This window comes from Spirosoma radiotolerans (assembly GCF_000974425.1).
Classification (GTDB): domain Bacteria; phylum Bacteroidota; class Bacteroidia; order Cytophagales; family Spirosomataceae; genus Spirosoma; species Spirosoma radiotolerans.
In genome coordinates this window covers 5,326,637-5,342,714 of record NZ_CP010429.1, presented here as the reverse complement: position 1 = coordinate 5,342,714, position 16,078 = coordinate 5,326,637, and the positions used below count along the sequence as shown (strand labels likewise).

Here is a 16,078-nt window from a genome sequence, read left to right as displayed (position 1 = left end):
GATAATTAGGACTTAATCTATGGCTGTGCAGACGGAACGTCGGTATGCTGCATCACCCCATTACATAAGCCACGATTTATAGTATTTCCCATCGTCAAGCGCCACGGCTTGTTCGGTTAGCATGAGCGGGCGGAATGTATCGACCATGACGGCGTATTCCTGGGTTTCTTTTTTGCCAATGCTGCGCTCCATGGCACCGGGTGCAGGACCATGCGGAGTGCCGCCGGGGTGCAGCGTAATGTGGCCGGGAGCAATGTCGTTGCGGCTCATAAAGTCGCCATCTACGTAATAAATGACCTCGTCGGAGTCGATGTTCGAGTGGTTGTACGGAGCTGGAATGGCCTGCGGATGGTAATCGAACAGGCGCGGCACAAACGAGCAAACCACGAAAGCATCGGTCTGGAAGGTCTGATGAACCGGCGGTGGCTGATGGACCCGACCTGTGATGGGTTCGAAGTTGAAAATCGAGAAACCATACGGGTAATTATAGCCATCCCAGCCAACGACATCGAACGGATGCGATGCATAAACAAGCGAATGCAACGCTCCCTGTTTCTTGATTTTTATCAGAAAATCGCCCATTTCATCATGCGTTTCCAGGTTACCCGGACGGAGGATATCCCGCTCACAGAAAGGCGAATGTTCGAGCAGTTGCCCGAACTGATTCCGGTAGCGTTTGGGCGTGTAAATGGGCGAATGCGACTCGACGTACAGAAGTCGATTATCAGCAGAATCGAATTCGATCTGGTAAATTACCCCACGCGGAATAATCAGGTAGTCGCCGTATTGAAAGGGAATCGTCCCGAACAGCGTTCTGAGTTTGCCCGAGCCACGATGCACAAACAGAAGCTCGTCGGCATCGGCATTTTTGTAGAAATAGTCCGTTAAGGATTGGCGTGGAGCGGCCAATCCAAAAATCAAGTCATTGTTGACCAGAAGCGGTACCCGGCTGTCCAGAAAATCATCGGCTGGCTCGACACCAAATCCCAGCAATTTCCGCGATAGCATATTTTTCGCAACAGCCAATTTCGGTGTCATGTCCACGCTCTCCAGTACATCGCGCACCATAGTCGGTCGGTGAACATGATACAGCAGCGATGACATGCCCTCGAAACCAATGGTGCCAAACAACTGCTCGTAGTAAAAGGGGCCGTCGCCTGGGCTGGTAGTCCCATCGGGCCGGGCAAACTGCGTATGGCGTTTGGGCGGAATCCGGCCCAGTGTCTGATAAAAAGGCATCGCTTTATAACAGTTTTCCAACAAACTGACCGCATAATCAGGTTATTGGTAATAAGTAATCAATAAATCGTTATTATTTGCTAAGACAAATATTGTCTGGCATACAATTATACTAACAACTAATAAGAATTGCACATTGTTTAGATTAAATTTTATTAAAAGATGTGAGAAGAGGTAGTAGGGACTAAACAGCACTTTAAATAGTAAAGCCCATTGCCTTTTTTTAATTTTGGCGGGCAACCGTTGCCACAACTGACGATTGATAACTGTTTAACGCACCGGTGCTCCGGTGATAACTGAAATGCAACCTACCCTTTTGATTTTAGCGGCCGGAATGGGCAGTCGCTACGGTGGTGTCAAACAACTTGACCAATTCGGGCCAAATGGCGAAACGATTATCGATTATTCCCTTTTCGACGCCATACGAGCCGGTTTCGGTAAGGTTGTTTTTATTATCCGCGAAGAACTTCGGCAGGATTTCGAAGAGGTTTTCGCCGGAAAACTGGCGGGTAAAATTGACGTCGATTACGCAATTCAGGCGCTTGATTCCTATGTGCCGGAGGAGTTGGGCGAAGTGAAACGCACAAAGCCCTGGGGAACGGGGCATGCCATGCTATGCGCTAAAAACCATACGCAGACGCCTTTTGCGGTCATCAACGCCGACGATTTTTATGGGCTCGAAGCATTCCAACTCATCAGCGACTTTCTGACAACTGACACGGATGATCAACTTCATGCCATGGTAGGTTATGAAGTGAAAAACACGCTGTCGGAGAATGGTTCGGTATCCAGAGGGGTGTGTGAAGTCGCCGAAAACGGCAATCTGATTTCGGTCATTGAACGCACCAAAATTTATGAGCAGGAAAACGGGTCAAACGATAAGAAGATTGTCTTTGAAGAGGGCGATACGCTGACGCCTTTGGCACCGAATACGCCTGTGTCCATGAACTTCTGGGGTTTCAAGCCCAGTGTGTTTCCGTTGGTGCAGCACCAGTTCGAAAGTTATGCGATTGCGAACATCAACTCGCCCAAAGCGGAATTTTATATTCCAACCGTTATGTCTAACTTAATTCAGACCGATACGGGCCACTGCAAGGTTTTCCGGAGTCAATCGGCCTGGTTTGGGGTTACCTATCCCGACGATAAGCCCGTTGTTCAGGCTGCTCTGAAGCAACTCCACGACGATGGAGCTTACCCAGCGCAGTTGTGGTAGTTCGTTGTTTGTTGATGACGCAAGGCTGGAGCCTTGCGTCATCAACAAACAAAATCAAATAGGCCCAACTAACATAGTGTTAGTTGGGCCTATTTGATTAATGGAACACCTCCTTTAGCTGGTACGATCGGGAAACTTCTCCGCAATCCGCTCGGCTTCTTTTTGCAGTTGAGCCGCAATGCGGGCTGGATCACTAACGGCGTTCTGGACAGAGCCACGCCACACTAATTGACGGGTACGGGCATCAACCATATCGACAACCAGCGTGCCAGCCTGATATTGTTGCTGGGTGTACTGTTGGCCACCATAGCCCCACCAGCCGGGTCCCCAACCACCGTAGCCCCACCGGCCCCATCCCATGTAGGGCCCGTACATCGGTGATGGATTGGCCACTGTCTGGGTTTTATTTTCGACAAAGAAATGGTAGCCTATCAGCAAATCGGGCTTGGATGTTGTCTCCTTAAGGCCTTTTTGCTGCAAGACGCTCCCCATTGTATTTTCGACATTTTCAGTAGCTATCTGATTGTAGTACAAAGGGTTTTGTCCGGCTTTTACATCCGTATCCATCCAGGCGAACGTCTTGTACTTACTAAAGTCGGCTCGACTGTTTCTATCGACGGTAACCCGGGGAGCACAGCCGTAAACTAATGCTAGAAAAATAACAATACTGAGTAATCGCTTCATAACGTAGAGTTGTTTTGTTCACTCTACCTAACGCGTTTTTAAGTTGAAGGTTTGATTTTAATGAGGATACAGGGCTACTAAAGAACAGGGTGTTTTTTGTTCCAATCAGTAGCGTCCTGATAAGCTTTCGCTACTGCCAGCACCTTGCCTTCTTCGAATAACTGACCCATAAAGGTAATGCTCGTAGGTAGGTTTTGCTTGGTAAAACCGTTGGGCAACACCACGCACGGATGACCCGTGAGGTTAGTTAAAGTAAGATTTCCACCGGCATAGGCTGGCGATACATATACATCGATCTTGGCCGCCTTTAGTTGAGCCGCCATCTCATTGATGAGTTTGGTACGGGCGCGGTTGGCCTGAATATACTCAACCGCCGGAACGAAACGCGCCGAACGAAACGCATTAGGCCAAGCACCTTTGCCTTGTCGTACCAGCAAATCATCGCGGCCCGAGCGGGTTAGTTCATCAAACGAAGCCGCGGCTTCTACGGACAAGAGAAAGGATATTCGACCCGGCGGGACGCCTGTTGGCAGATCAAACGGAACCAGTTCCGCCCCTAATTGACGCAGCGTTTGAAGCGTAAGGGAATCGTTCGCCCGGTTGGGATAGTTGCTTTCAAAGGCTTTTTTGACATAGCCAACCCGCATGCCTTTCAGGGTAGTGAGCGGAGCATAGCGAAAAGGAGCAGCCATGACAGTCGGGTCATTCCCATCGGGTCCATAGATGGCGTTGAAAACCAGCGCGCAATCCTCCACCGACCGGGTAATGGGTCCAATTTTATCCATACTCCAGCTCAAGGCCATGGCACCATGCCGACTTACCCGACCAAAAGTTGGCCGTAGTCCTGTTGTACCACAAACGGTTGATGGTGAGACAATAGAACCTAAGGTCTCGGTGCCAATGGCAAACGGCAGCAGCCCTGCCGATACACTGGACGCAGACCCCGCCGATGAGCCGCTGGAGCCCGCCGTGGTGCTCCACGGATTACGCGTTATACCGCCGTACCACACATCGCCCATGGCCAGGGCGCCGAGGGTCATTTTGCCGCAGAGGACGGCTCCCGCTTTTTCCAGCCGCTGAATAACTGTCGCGTCGAGGTCAAGCGTCTGGTCTTTGTATGGAGTGGCTCCCCAAGTCGTCTTGTATCCTTTTTTAGCCAGCAGGTCTTTGGCTCCGTACGGAATGCCGTGCAAAGGACCCCTGTATTTACCGGCTTTCAGTTCATCATCGGCCCGTTTGGCCTGGCTCAGAGCCAGATCCTCGGTTAATGTGATCACACAGTGTAGTTTCGGGTCGTATGTTTTAAGCCGGTTCAGGAAAAATTTGGTGAGTTCGACGGAGGATATCTGCTTCGTCCGAATCAATTCGCCCAACTGCCCAACGGTGTAAAAGGCCAGTTCATCACGATTCGTAGGGAGAGCAACTTTCCCTGAGGAGGACGCTTTGAACGATGATGGACCCGTAGGCATGATAAAGCCTGCCGGAAGCGGGTTGAAATACAGGGCAGGTGCTATGTCGTTGGGCAAATCAATTTTGCGCAGAGCCTCGTAGTTTGTCCGGGCATTGTTCAGGTTGTCGAGCATCGAATCGCGCTCCGCAGCTGTAAACTCCAGGTCAAATAGCTTCGACGCTACCTCAACCATACCAGCGGTGAGGGGCTTTTTGGGATCATCGTTGGTAACAAAGGCACCGAGTAAAAAGCTGCTGGTACAGGCAGCAAGCAGAAGGAAAGTTCGTTTCATTTAATTTGGCTGATTGACGAAGTAATCGACCAAATTACGGCGGAAAGGGAATTAATTTGAGGCTTGTTGTAAAAAATCATTGTGAAGCCGAATTATCTGTGGCAACAGCAACTGGCTTTCATCGTTTTCGATCACATAATTTGCTAATTGTAAGCGCTCGTCGTCGCTAATCTGACGGTCGATGATCTGTTGAATTTCCGCTTCGGAGCGTTGCGGGTCACGCTTGCGAATGCGCTCAATACGAAGGGCAACGGGCGCCTGCACCACAATTACCTTATCAAGTGAATTTCCTGAGCCAGCGGCTTTCATCAGCGCAGCCTCTTTGACAACATAAGGTTTATCGGCCTGCTCATTGACCCAGGCTGCCGTGTCGGCAAGTACTCTCGGATGAATGACCGAGTTAAGCGCCGTCAACAGAGCCGGGTCGGCAAACACTTGTGAGGCTACCCAGGCCCGGTTGTAATGCCCCAGCGCATCGTAGGCATTGGGGCCGAGAACCCGCTGAATATCGGCTTTCAGGATTGGGTCATGCTCCGTCAACCATTTCGCTCGTTCGTCGGCGGCATAAACCGGAATCCCCAGTGATGCAAACACCGCGCAGACAATACTCTTGCCTGAACCAATGCCACCCGTTACGCCAATCTGGAGGGGAGTTTTCATAAAGAGCGAAGGAGTGAAAAGACGAAAGAGTGAGAGAGTGGCTTGCCAGATCACAGCCGGCAGATAGACCGCTCATTCACTCTTTCACTCATTTATTGGGGTGATAGCAGTTCGCCAACTTCAAAGCTAACAGCAACCCGGTCGGCGCTGGTGTGCAGGAGCGGATGGCGTAGTTGAGTCAGCGGAATCTCCTCGTCATAATTATCAGAAATCCGTTTGCGCGGAATCTTTACCCATACGGTATCGGGAAGGCCCCGAACCAGTTTTGCCGGGCCATTGATCTCGATTGTGCGGGGCGTCATATTGATAACACTCGACACCATAAACCGGGGAGCTAGGTTCAGATGCAGGCTGTCGGGAACCAGCCGAACCGTTTTGGTCATGCGCCGGTCGAAACTCATGGCAAGTGTATCGGCAACGACGTAATTGACGTGTAGTTTTTTAACCTGTTCGGCCAGGGCAGCTGCCAGTGAAGATGTATTGATAACGGTTTCCCGTAAAGGGTTCGCTACAATATAATCGACAGGTTCGACCCGGAAAGGCAACCACGAATGACGCAGCAATCCCCAGCCATCGCTCGATACGTTGACCCGAACGGCATGGGGGAGGGGCAAGGTAGGAATGAACAGGGAGTCGTCGTACACAAACCGGACAGGATACTCTACGTTGAGCGTATAGCCCGGTTTGTTGAGAGCGTTCAGAAACCAGAATAGCGCAGCGGCCCCTAAGCAAAGCAGCGCTTTGGTCGGTTGAAACGAGCGGACGTTTTGGGCAGTGTTCACACGTTATTGCTTCTCAGCTTCAACCGGTTTTACTGTTGCCTCGCGGGAAATGGAGCTTTTCTCAAACGTCATCTTAACGCCCCGGTCTACTTCGAGTGTAACCGTTGTCGCTTCTACCGAAGCAATACGCCCGTGCAGGCCGCCAATCGTCACGACGTTGTCTCCCTTTTTAAGATTGTCGACAAAACTCTTCTGATCTTTCTGCTTTTTCTGCTGCGGGCGGATCATAAAGAAATAAAACACGCCAATGATGGCTACCCAAAGCAGCACATTATAAATCATTGAGGTATTGGAGCCAGCTGCGGCCTGTAAGAGAATGGTCAACATAAATAGGTGAGTTTACGACGTTTTGGTAGTATCGGCCTTTGGTTTTACCAGGGCTTTGAATTGCAGGTCGGTCATGGCCGGTTCCGTATTGGCAAAGATGGTGACGGTTTTATTCTGTTCACCCATTTTGCCACGGCTATTAAAACGAACCCGAACCGACGATTTTGCGCCGGGAGCGACCGGTTCGCGGGGCCAGTCGGGAGTAGTACATCCGCAGGACGCGGTAACATTGTTGATAATCAGCGGAAATTCGCCTGTATTGGTGAAGGCGAAGGTGTGTTCAACGGTATCGCCTTCGGTCAGCGTTCCAAAATCGTAGATGCCTTTTTCCGAAAACGTGATTCGGGGCATCTTAGCCGAAGCCGTTTCTTTAGAGGCCTGGCCCTGCTTCCGGTTATCGCAACTAAGCTGACCGAAACTGATTCCGGCCACGGCCATAGCCACCAGCCAATGTTTAAGGTGCATTTTTGGTTCGAGGTTTACGGGATTCGGTTTGTGGTTTACGGCGGTCCGGAAAAAACAATACAGACGCGTCAGCTAACCGTGCGACGGACCGCCGTAAACCACAAACTACAAACCGAAATTACGCGTTTTGCTGCTTAATTTGGGCCATCAGCTTATCGACATCCTCCAGCAGACGTTCGGCTTTTTCGCGGGCGTCATTGACGACACGCTGCCCTTCATTTTTCGACGAATTTTCGGGTAAATCAGCCGAGTTGCTCAGGTCGTCTAGCAACTGATTAATTTGCTCTCTGTACTTCGACAGCCGGAACGATAGCCGATCGCGGGTAATCTTGCCCTTATCAGGCGCATACAATAAGCCAACAAGAGAACCGGCGGCAATACCGGTCAGCAAAAAAGTTAAGTCACGTCCAGTTCTGCTCATTTTTCAAGAAGGTTTGTGGTTTTCGGTTTACAGGTTTGGTTTTCGATTTTTGGCATACGGTGGATGACGGGTGTGTAACCACCGTATACCAAAAACCGAAAACCAAACCTGTAAACCGAAAACCCTTTATTTATTGTCCAACAACCCGCGTCCACTTTTACGCAGACGTCCCGAGGCAATTAGCTTCTCGGACAGGTTATCTAGTATACCGTTGACAAATTTACCGCTTTTAGGCGTACTGTATGCCTTTGCCAGCTCGATATATTCATTAATCGTTACTTTGACCGGAATGTTTGGGAAACTGAGCAACTCGCAAACGGCGAGTTTCAGAATGATTTTGTCGATAATGGCTACCCGTTCAACATCCCAGTTTTGAAGCTGATCAGCGAGTAACTGCTCATAGTCAGCATCGTTTTCAATTGATTTCTCAAACAGGGTGTTAAGAAACAATTCGTCTTCTTCCCAATCATCGGTGAGGGGTTCGAGTTTAAGGCCTGTTGGGCTTTGCACCGATTTCAAGGTTCGAATGGACAACCCCCGCACGACTTCGCTGTTTTCGGTCCAGCTCAAGTCAATTTCAGCCAGATGATCCCGGATAATCTCATGCTTGAATATAAGCGTACGTAGCACATGTTGTGCCAAAGCCTGATCTTCGTCGGCCGTATGGGTTCGTTGGTCGCAGTAGGCGCGGTAGGTATCGTCAGTTTTAAGGGCTTCGCGGAGCGCTTTACGAATAAATGGCTGATCGTCGACCCAGGAAATTCCATGGCGAACGGCCTCGTTGGTGAGCGGCTGGTGTTCGGCCAGAGCTTTTACGACCCGGTTATCGCTTAAATTTGATTCAAATGGAAAGACGGTTTCATCCACATCACGGTACTGACGCTCGCTATCCAGTTGGGCCGCGTGGCCGAGTTCGACGAGGAGCAGCATGACCCGCAGATAATCGTCGTAGATGCCATTGACCTGCTTAATCATCATCTGAGCAAGGTGCTGCCGATCTTTTCTCGTTCGAATTTGATAGAAGACAAAGCCGTCGTTGGCTGCTTTGAGCACATTCCGGGGTGCGTCGTCGTCCTGAGCCGATTGATTGTTTTTTACGGCCTCTTCAAACAGCAAACCGGCAAGCTTTCGGTAGCCTTCGAGTTGCCGCTTATTCTGCGGCAGCATCGAATTCAGGTCGGGTTGGAAGAGGTCATTGATGCCGTCTATGGCTAGTTGTTGATTGGAAAATTCGGCCTGCCGAAGCGCGTATAACGCCTGCATGACCTTTATTCGGAGTAGTCGCCGATTGAGCATCCCGCCTAAGTCTAATTGCTACCAGTAAGAAAAGAACTTCTTGAATCGGGTGCAAAAATACGATTTTTTCGAGGAAAAGGCAAGGTGTGTCGCAAAAAGCAGGTTGTAATGAGTGAATTACAGCCTGCCCGACACGATGTTTCGGGTGCCTGGGTCCGGCTAGTCCGGCTTCCTGTTCGCTGCCAACCACCTGCAACTTTTCGCCGGTTGGGGCGGTTACGAATAAAACGCTGTTTGGCTGTACTGTGAAATCACTTTCTTACCTCAATAAATACCTCGTCAAGTATAAATGGTACCTGATTCTGGGGACGCTGTTTACGGCGATCTCCAATCTGTTTGGTATTTTCCCGGCCCAACTGGTCCGCTACGCCCTTGATCTGGTTCGCGAAACGCTGGATGTTTATTACCTCTACGATAAATCTCCTTTGCAATCAAGTCTTTACGAGGTATTTACCTTCAGTATTTTGCTGTTTGGGATCATGACACTCGTGCTGGCGCTGTTGAAGGGGTTTTTCCTGTTTCTGGTCCGCCAGACGCTTATCGTCATGTCCAGGCATGTAGAATATGACCTGAAAAACGAGATATATAACCACTATCAGACGTTGCCACTGAGCTTCTATCGCCAGCACAATACCGGCGATTTGATGGCCCGTATTTCTGAAGATGTCAGCAAGGTTCGGATGTATGTTGGGCCAAGCATTATGTATGGTCTGAACCTGATCGTGCTGTTCATCCTGGTCATTACCTACATGGTTAGCATCAACGCGCGTCTTTCGTTGTATGTGCTGTTGCCGTTACCGGTTTTATCGATCGCGATTTACATTGTGAACAACATCATCATTCAACGGTCGGAAGAAATTCAGCGCTCTCTGTCGCGGCTTTCAACTTACGTGCAGGAAGCGTTTTCGGGTATTCGCGTCCTGAAGGCATTTGTACAGGAAACGAACTCTGCTGCTAAGTTCGAGATCGAAAGTGATGAATACCGGAGCAAATCGCTGAGTCTGACACGCGTCGACTCGCTGTTTTTTCCCATCGTTGCCATTCTGGTCGGGTTGAGCAACGTGCTGGTTATTTTTGTGGGTGGTCAGGAAATTCTGGCCGGCCGACTGACACCGGGCAACATAACCGAATTCATCCTGTATGTGAACATGCTGACCTGGCCCGTAATGGCCCTCGGCTGGACCACGAGCCAAACCCAGCGGGCGGCTGCTTCACAGGAGCGCATCAATGAGTTCCTGAATATCAAGACGGATATTGTTTCGCAAAAGGATATTCAGCGCACCATCAACGGCGAGATTGAGTTCAAACATGTTCGCTTCGTTTACCCGGATTCAGGGATCGTGGCCATCAAGGATTTTTCGATGCATGTTCGGGCGGGCGAAACGGTGGCGATTCTGGGAACGACCGGATCGGGCAAGAGTACCCTGGCGAACCTTCTGACCCGTATGTATGACGTAACCTCCGGTGAAATTCTGGTGGATGGGATTCCGATTAAAGACTATAACCTGACGTCGCTGCGGGAGCAGATGGGCTACGTGCCCCAGGATGTATTTTTGTTTTCGGAAACGATCAGCAACAACGTTCGTTTCGGGAAACCGGAGTTGCCGCAGGAGCGCGTTGAGCAGGCCATCCGCGATGCCGATTTGTACCAGAATGTACGGGAGTTTCCTGAGCAGTTCGATACCCGCGTTGGTGAGCGTGGGGTTACCTTGTCGGGTGGGCAGAAGCAGCGATTGAGTATTGCCCGCGCCATTGCCCGCGATCCTAAAATCCTGATTCTGGACGACTGTCTGTCGGCGGTGGACACCAATACAGAGAACATCATTCTCAATAATCTTCAGCGCATCATGGCCGACCGTACCTCAGTCGTGATTTCGCACCGGGTATCGTCGGCGAAACTGGCCGACTTTATCATCATGCTCGACGAAGGGACGATCATCGAGCAAGGCACCCACGACGACCTGATTTCCCGCAACGGCGCCTACCGCGAACTGTATGAGAAGCAATTGCAGACGGAAGAGGCTTAGGGGATGGTTTTCGGTTTATAGTTTTGGGTTGGGCGAAGATAGGTTGATATCTTCGCCCAACTTGTTTTTAAGGCACTCGGGATATGGCTACGGAAAGTCCCCGCGTCTGGTTCAAGCGTATTTCACTCGAAAACGTCCGTTCGTTTGGCACGAGGCATATACTTCACGGATGATGGATGGTACGGAAAATGGCAATGCTGCCCGTTGGAAACCAGCAACAATGGAAATCCGTTTTGGCCGGTTTCCATCCGTTACTCTTCACAACACGGTGTCGGTTGGGGGGCGGGACTATAACGAGGATCGTTGATGAATGCCAGAATCTCTTCAGTGGGGAGACAGTCTCCTAAAAACTGGTTGTAATAAACTCGTTTAAGTAATCCATCTTCGCTGATCAGGAAGTCGCCACCCAGTAGATTAGAATGTCCCTCTGGCTCGAAGGCATGCTTTGCCCGCTTTTTACCTTCTACTTTTTTTGCATATACGCCTTTGTACATGGAGAATAACAACTTCAGCGTATTCAACTCAATGGCATACATTTCATACAAGTCAAATTCCGGGTTTGCAATCAGCCGGGCATGGTAATGTTCATTTTCGCTATAGCGTAAAAGATTATCTGCGCTGCTTTCATAGACGGCAAGGACGACCAGACCCTTCTCGCGGAACGCCTGGTCGTGACTACTCAATTCCAGAAACCGGAGATGGTTAACCGGGCAGCCAACGTGCCGGTAAAAAGTCAGCAGAATCTTGTTTCCCTGAAACTGGCTAAGCTTTATCGGGTTGCCCTGTATATCGCGCACGGTAAAGTCGGGAGCAGATTGGTTGGCTTTTAGGATCATATTTAAAAAATTTAAGTACGAAATTGACCCTTCAACCTGGTACTAATTTTAACTTAAGTTAAAAAAGTAAGATGTTTTTGTGCCAAAGTTTGTACCATCGAACCGTTGAAAACCTCCATAGGTGTAATCACTCAGGTTTATAAGTGAGAGTATACCCAATCCATTCACCATGGGAAATGGTAGGGCCTAAAAAAACATACCGATGAGCCAACATCATGAAATTCTTAATGCGCACTTAAGAAACTTTGCTGCATTAAACGACAAGGATATTGTTGATGCCAGTAGTCTCTGGAAACCACGCAAGATCAATAAAGGTGATTTTTTTAATATGCAGTTCGTGGTTTGCAATGATCTCGGGCTGGTCGTTAAGGGTATTTTCAGGATCTATTACGTGGACCCGGAGACCAGTGAAGAAAAGAACCTCTTTTTCTTCTCCGAAAATCAATTTCTGGTTTCCTTCCGAAGTTTTATCTCTCGTAAAGCCTGTCATTACTTTATTCAGGCACTGGAGGATTCGGAGATTATATATATCTCTCACCGTGATCTGAACGGTCTTTATGAAACGCATCCTAACTGGGCGATATTCGGACGTTTGTTGGCGGAGTTGTTTTTTACCTATTCACAAACCCGAACCGAAGAGTTATTATTTTTTAGCCATGAGCATCGCTTTATCCGATTGCTAGACGAACACCCAAATATTATCAACCGTATCCCGGCCTATCATATCTCGTCCTTCCTCGGGATCACCAATCCGTCGTTGAGTCGTATCCGAAAACGGATAAACCGGTAGTCTTTATTTCTTTTCCATACCTAATGAGACAGACCTACTGTTAGGCAAATCTCATTAGGTATGGAAAACAAACAGATAAGTAGGCTTTGTTTAAGCGTCCAGCTTCATAAACAAATTATTCAGCGATTCTGAATAGGTCGGGTGAGCAAAAACGCAATACCGAATACGATCATACGTGATGCCACCCATCATTGCCATTTGAATCACTGTCATGACCTCTCCGCCTTCTTCCCCTAATATTGCCGCTCCAAGTATTTGCCTGGTTTTGGCATCGACGACTGCTTTCATCACACCCAGGGCTTCGCCGGTCTCCACCGCCCGCGCCACCTGGTTCATGGGCAGCTTCGCGACTTTGATGGTATAGCCCTGATCCCGTGCCTGCTTTTCTGTTAAGCCAATGCGCCCCAACTGCGGATCCGTGAACATACAGTATGGCAATGGCCGCTCGGTCGTCTTGTCATCAGCGCCTTCGAACAGGTTGCGATAGACGATAATATAATCGTTATAAGCGATATGCGTAAAGGCTGGCCCACCGTTTACATCCCCCAGCGCATAAATGCCTTTCGCGGTAGTTTCCAGTTTCTCATTTACCTGAATAAAGCCGTTCTCATTCAATTTGATACCCGATAGCTGCGGTGCCAGCGCTTCAGTTAACGGCTTCCTGCCCGTTGCTACCAGGATGTGTGAGCAACTAATTTCTTGTTGAATGCCGTTGACGACGATCGTTGCCTTAATGCTTTCGTCCTGCCTCTCAAACTTAACGGATTGGGCATTCGTATACACGTCCAGTCCCTCAGCCAGTAGTATTTTTGTCAACTCATCAGAGATATCTTCGTCTTCGCGCGCAACAATCCTTGGCCCACGCTCTAACACCGATATCTTACTGCCGAAGCGATGGAACATCTGGGCAAACTCCAGTCCCACGTAATTGCCGCCAAGTACCAGCAAATGCTCCGGTACTTCCTCTACATCCAGTAGTGTAGTCGAGGTAAAGTAGCCTACCTCCTGCAATCCCTCAATAACTGGAATGACCGGTGTCGTACCGGTATTGATGAAGATCAATTCGGCCTTTACATCGACCTCGCCACCCTCGTTTAGTTTTACTGTCAAGGTTTTATCTCCGGTAAACGTGGCCTCGCCGAAGATGAGATCAAGATTTTCGGTGTTCTCCATGGCTCTCCGGCTTCCGTTGCGCCAGCTCAACACAAGCTCGTCCTTACGGTGCCTGATCTGCTTCATATCGATATGATGGCCATCAATATGAACGCCCAGTTTATCGGCGTGTTTGGCCAGGTAAGCCGCCTTCGCCGAGCCGATCATGGCTTTTGTTGGCGTACAGCCATCATTCACACAGGTGCCGCCAATAAAGCGTTTCTCGATGAGTAAGGTTTTTTTGCCAGCTTTGGCCAGTTGTTTACTTAAAGGTGATCCGGCCTGTCCCGAACCGATCACGATAGCGTCGTACTGTTTCATATTAGTCAATTGTATGGTGTATAGGAGTAAGTTTGGAAAGGCGAATGGCTCTGCCAACGAGTGTAGCGTGATTATTACTCCAGTAGTTCAAGCTACAACCGAAGCAGCGTTGATGGTCTTGGTCAATCTGAAGGCGGATAGCAGAAAATAAAACGCTCCAAAGGCGGCATAACCGGCCAGTGTCGTGATGCCCTGATTTGGCGCGTGGGCCATGACAACAAAGGATACACCAGCCAGCATAGACTGGCCCCCACTGATAATCATTGGCCACTGGGCACCTAGTTGTTTCCTACGACGCAGGCCCAGGATGAGTTGGATCAGACCGGTCAGAAATGCCCAGGCTCCAAATACGATCAATGCCTCAGGAATGCCCTTTTGTAAAGCGATGATAACCGCCACCGTCGTGGTAATACTGATCGCGATGTTTACATACTGCGGCATTTTATTGGCTGTGGGCGGATTCGCGCGGATATCGAAGAACGTTGCCAGAGCGTCCCATGCCGGGTAAATGATGAAGAGAGCATTCGCAATACCGATATTGGTTTTTGCTAAAGCCAAAACTAGGATTACCCATACGATTGAAAATGCAGCACGAAGGAAGTAGAGCTTTCTTAATGATTTGGCCGTTTGAGCCGCCTGATCAGAAACAATGATGTTTGCTTGATTTGATGAATTCATGACGTGACGTTTTTAAGTTTTTTGCCACATCAAAGGTCACTGATACGAATTCGCCAGTTTTTCACTTAAGTTAAAACCAGCGAAAAAAATAAAACGCACGTCAATATCTTTCGCAGGCACCGAAATTCACAGCGACAGAGTTTACCCTAAATCGTTGATAGGCTGGTGTTAGACCGATGGCAAAGATATGTATCAACAAAAACTCGTTCGGCTGCGCAGTACTCCGTCCGGTGTATACCGAAAGAGTCGCGTTCTGTCACCGTGCGCTGTGTTAGGATCAGGCGAGTGAAAGCTTGACCAGCCGCTAGTATTGTAGTGGAATAATGGGTTGCTCTAATTGAGCCAAACTCCAATTCAACCCTGTTAGTATAGAAGAGAGCGCCAAATCCCACTCAAATTCTCGTTGCGTTCTGACTGAAGACTGCCATGTAGTAGCATACTGTTTTTGAAGGTAATAAGCCTCTGTTACGCCGTCTATCATATCCGTTGACCCAACGATGGAAATGTGATATAATCGTTTGTTCTTAGCAATCTTTAATGCGCCACCACTCTGGTCTGCTAAACATACAGGTAGATAACAAAGAGGCTGATCGGAGAGTAGCATCTTTTGCCATAACCTGATTAACAGAGAAATATCAGTTTTCTTGGCCGTTATTAGATCGTCATCAGTCCATGAATTGCCTTCATCGGTGTTGAAGAAAGCACCCAGCCAGGTTGAGTCTGCAATCCAGACGTGCGTTGGGCTTCCGTCAATTTTAATGAATAAGTCCTTGGTACCGCTTCCGTGGTCATCGAATAAAACTCTCAACATATTACTTCAAATCGGGCTATCTGGTGGCTGAAGCTCCATTTAAGGAGATAAAAATTGGGGTAAAATAAACGTGTTTTACCCCAGTTCCAACGCCAGCACCTGATCTTTATGTCGGTCGATGTGGAAGCGCAGGAATTCGTACCGTTGGTGGATGTCTAATGGGCCCGAGAGTGGATGAGGATGAATAATCGATTCATGATCTTCATTCGCTAAAGCAACAGACAGGTCGTGCAGGGGCTGTTGCAAACTGTTAAAAGCCGATAGCCAAAAAGCCAACGGGCCACCCATGCGGGGAGCCGCAATGGCGGGTACTTTCTCCTTCGGCTGCCAGGTGCGCTCAATAATGGTTTCAATGGGGAGGCCTTTGTGGATCAACTCACCTTCCCAAACGGGGCTGCCTGCCCGTTTGGCATAATAGGCCCGCCACATGCCCCAGATAGCTCCGTGTTCGGCCCAGTACAGGTGTTCTGTGTTGTCTAGGGCACTCCAGACGTCGGGCGAGGGTTTCCATTGGGCTTGCTGGTCGGTGAGTTTGCTGACGGCGTTGCTGTAGCGTACTCGCGCCAACGCTACTTCTTCGAGAAGTTGATTCAGGTGGGACATCGTTCGGGAAAAGAAATTTTAAGCAGGCCTG

The 16,078-nt window shown here is 49.2% G+C and carries 17 protein-coding genes; 3 read left to right on the top strand and 14 right to left on the bottom strand.

The genetic code is table 11. The features are described 5' to 3' along the window. Positions 1-60: 60 nt before the first annotated feature. Positions 61-1,239: a homogentisate 1,2-dioxygenase gene (locus tag SD10_RS21695; protein WP_046576686.1), complete on the bottom strand. Its 1,179-nt coding sequence runs from the start codon at positions 1,237-1,239 to the stop codon at positions 61-63. A gap of 301 nt (positions 1,240-1,540) precedes the next feature. On the opposite strand from SD10_RS21695, the gene SD10_RS21690 reads away from it, so the two are divergent. Then, positions 1,541-2,452 (top strand): nucleotidyltransferase family protein, encoded by a 912-nt coding sequence (locus tag SD10_RS21690; RefSeq protein ID WP_046576684.1) that lies wholly within the window; start codon positions 1,541-1,543, stop codon positions 2,450-2,452. Between the two features lie 114 nt (positions 2,453-2,566). Here the strand turns inward: SD10_RS21690 and SD10_RS21685 are convergent, their stop codons facing one another. The 8 genes from SD10_RS21685 to nusB form a co-directional block, all read right to left on the bottom strand. After that, positions 2,567-3,136, bottom strand: a complete 570-nt coding sequence (locus SD10_RS21685) for a DUF4136 domain-containing protein (RefSeq protein WP_046576682.1) — start codon at positions 3,134-3,136, stop codon at positions 2,567-2,569. Between the two features lie 77 nt (positions 3,137-3,213). Beyond that, positions 3,214-4,878, bottom strand: a complete 1,665-nt coding sequence (locus tag SD10_RS21680; protein WP_046576680.1) for an amidase — start codon at positions 4,876-4,878, stop codon at positions 3,214-3,216. 51 nt (positions 4,879-4,929) lie between these two features. Beyond that, positions 4,930-5,538 (bottom strand): dephospho-CoA kinase, encoded by a 609-nt coding sequence (gene coaE, locus SD10_RS21675; protein WP_046576678.1) that lies wholly within the window; start codon positions 5,536-5,538, stop codon positions 4,930-4,932. 92 nt (positions 5,539-5,630) lie between these two features. Continuing rightward, on the bottom strand, positions 5,631-6,320 hold the full coding sequence (locus SD10_RS21670; protein ID WP_046576677.1) for a hypothetical protein: 690 nt from the start codon (positions 6,318-6,320) through the stop codon (positions 5,631-5,633). Positions 6,321-6,323: 3 nt separating this feature from the next. Then, complete coding sequence (gene yajC / locus SD10_RS21665; RefSeq protein ID WP_046576675.1) at positions 6,324-6,647, bottom strand: preprotein translocase subunit YajC; 324 nt, start codon at positions 6,645-6,647, stop codon at positions 6,324-6,326. A 12-nt stretch (positions 6,648-6,659) separates the two neighbouring features. Continuing rightward, a complete protein-coding gene (locus tag SD10_RS21660) occupies positions 6,660-7,112 on the bottom strand; it encodes a DUF1573 domain-containing protein (RefSeq protein ID WP_046576674.1) in 453 nt (150 codons plus the stop codon). Between the two features lie 118 nt (positions 7,113-7,230). Beyond that, positions 7,231-7,533, bottom strand: coding sequence for a YtxH domain-containing protein (locus tag SD10_RS21655; protein WP_046576673.1), 303 nt, complete (start codon positions 7,531-7,533; stop codon positions 7,231-7,233). A gap of 126 nt (positions 7,534-7,659) precedes the next feature. Then, the gene (nusB, locus tag SD10_RS21650; RefSeq protein ID WP_052731255.1) at positions 7,660-8,796 is read right to left on the bottom strand and encodes a transcription antitermination factor NusB; all 1,137 of its coding nucleotides are present in this window, start codon (positions 8,794-8,796) and stop codon (positions 7,660-7,662) included. A gap of 278 nt (positions 8,797-9,074) precedes the next feature. Here nusB and SD10_RS21645 point away from each other — a divergent pair, with 278 nt between their 5' ends. After that, a complete protein-coding gene (locus SD10_RS21645; protein ID WP_046576670.1) occupies positions 9,075-10,856 on the top strand; it encodes an ABC transporter ATP-binding protein in 1,782 nt (593 codons plus the stop codon). 251 nt (positions 10,857-11,107) lie between these two features. Here the strand turns inward: SD10_RS21645 and SD10_RS21640 are convergent, their stop codons facing one another. Then, the gene (locus SD10_RS21640) at positions 11,108-11,692 is read right to left on the bottom strand and encodes a redoxin domain-containing protein (protein WP_046576668.1); all 585 of its coding nucleotides are present in this window, start codon (positions 11,690-11,692) and stop codon (positions 11,108-11,110) included. 202 nt (positions 11,693-11,894) lie between these two features. Between SD10_RS21640 and SD10_RS21635 the strand changes: the two genes are divergently transcribed. Continuing rightward, the gene (locus SD10_RS21635; RefSeq protein ID WP_046576667.1) at positions 11,895-12,482 is read left to right on the top strand and encodes a Crp/Fnr family transcriptional regulator; all 588 of its coding nucleotides are present in this window, start codon (positions 11,895-11,897) and stop codon (positions 12,480-12,482) included. Positions 12,483-12,572: 90 nt separating this feature from the next. Here SD10_RS21635 and SD10_RS21630 read toward each other — a convergent pair whose 3' ends face one another. From SD10_RS21630 to SD10_RS21615, 4 genes are all read right to left on the bottom strand, one after another. Next, positions 12,573-13,955 (bottom strand): mercuric reductase, encoded by a 1,383-nt coding sequence (locus tag SD10_RS21630; RefSeq protein WP_046576666.1) that lies wholly within the window; start codon positions 13,953-13,955, stop codon positions 12,573-12,575. Positions 13,956-14,042: 87 nt separating this feature from the next. Next, positions 14,043-14,633, bottom strand: a complete 591-nt coding sequence (locus SD10_RS21625; RefSeq protein WP_046576665.1) for a hypothetical protein — start codon at positions 14,631-14,633, stop codon at positions 14,043-14,045. 304 nt (positions 14,634-14,937) lie between these two features. Further along, positions 14,938-15,444 carry a hypothetical protein gene (locus SD10_RS21620; protein ID WP_046576664.1) on the bottom strand — a complete coding sequence of 169 codons (507 nt, stop codon included), beginning with the start codon at positions 15,442-15,444 and terminating at the stop codon, positions 14,938-14,940. Between the two features lie 75 nt (positions 15,445-15,519). After that, on the bottom strand, positions 15,520-16,047 hold the full coding sequence (locus SD10_RS21615; RefSeq protein WP_046576661.1) for a DinB family protein: 528 nt from the start codon (positions 16,045-16,047) through the stop codon (positions 15,520-15,522). Positions 16,048-16,078 lie beyond the last annotated feature (31 nt).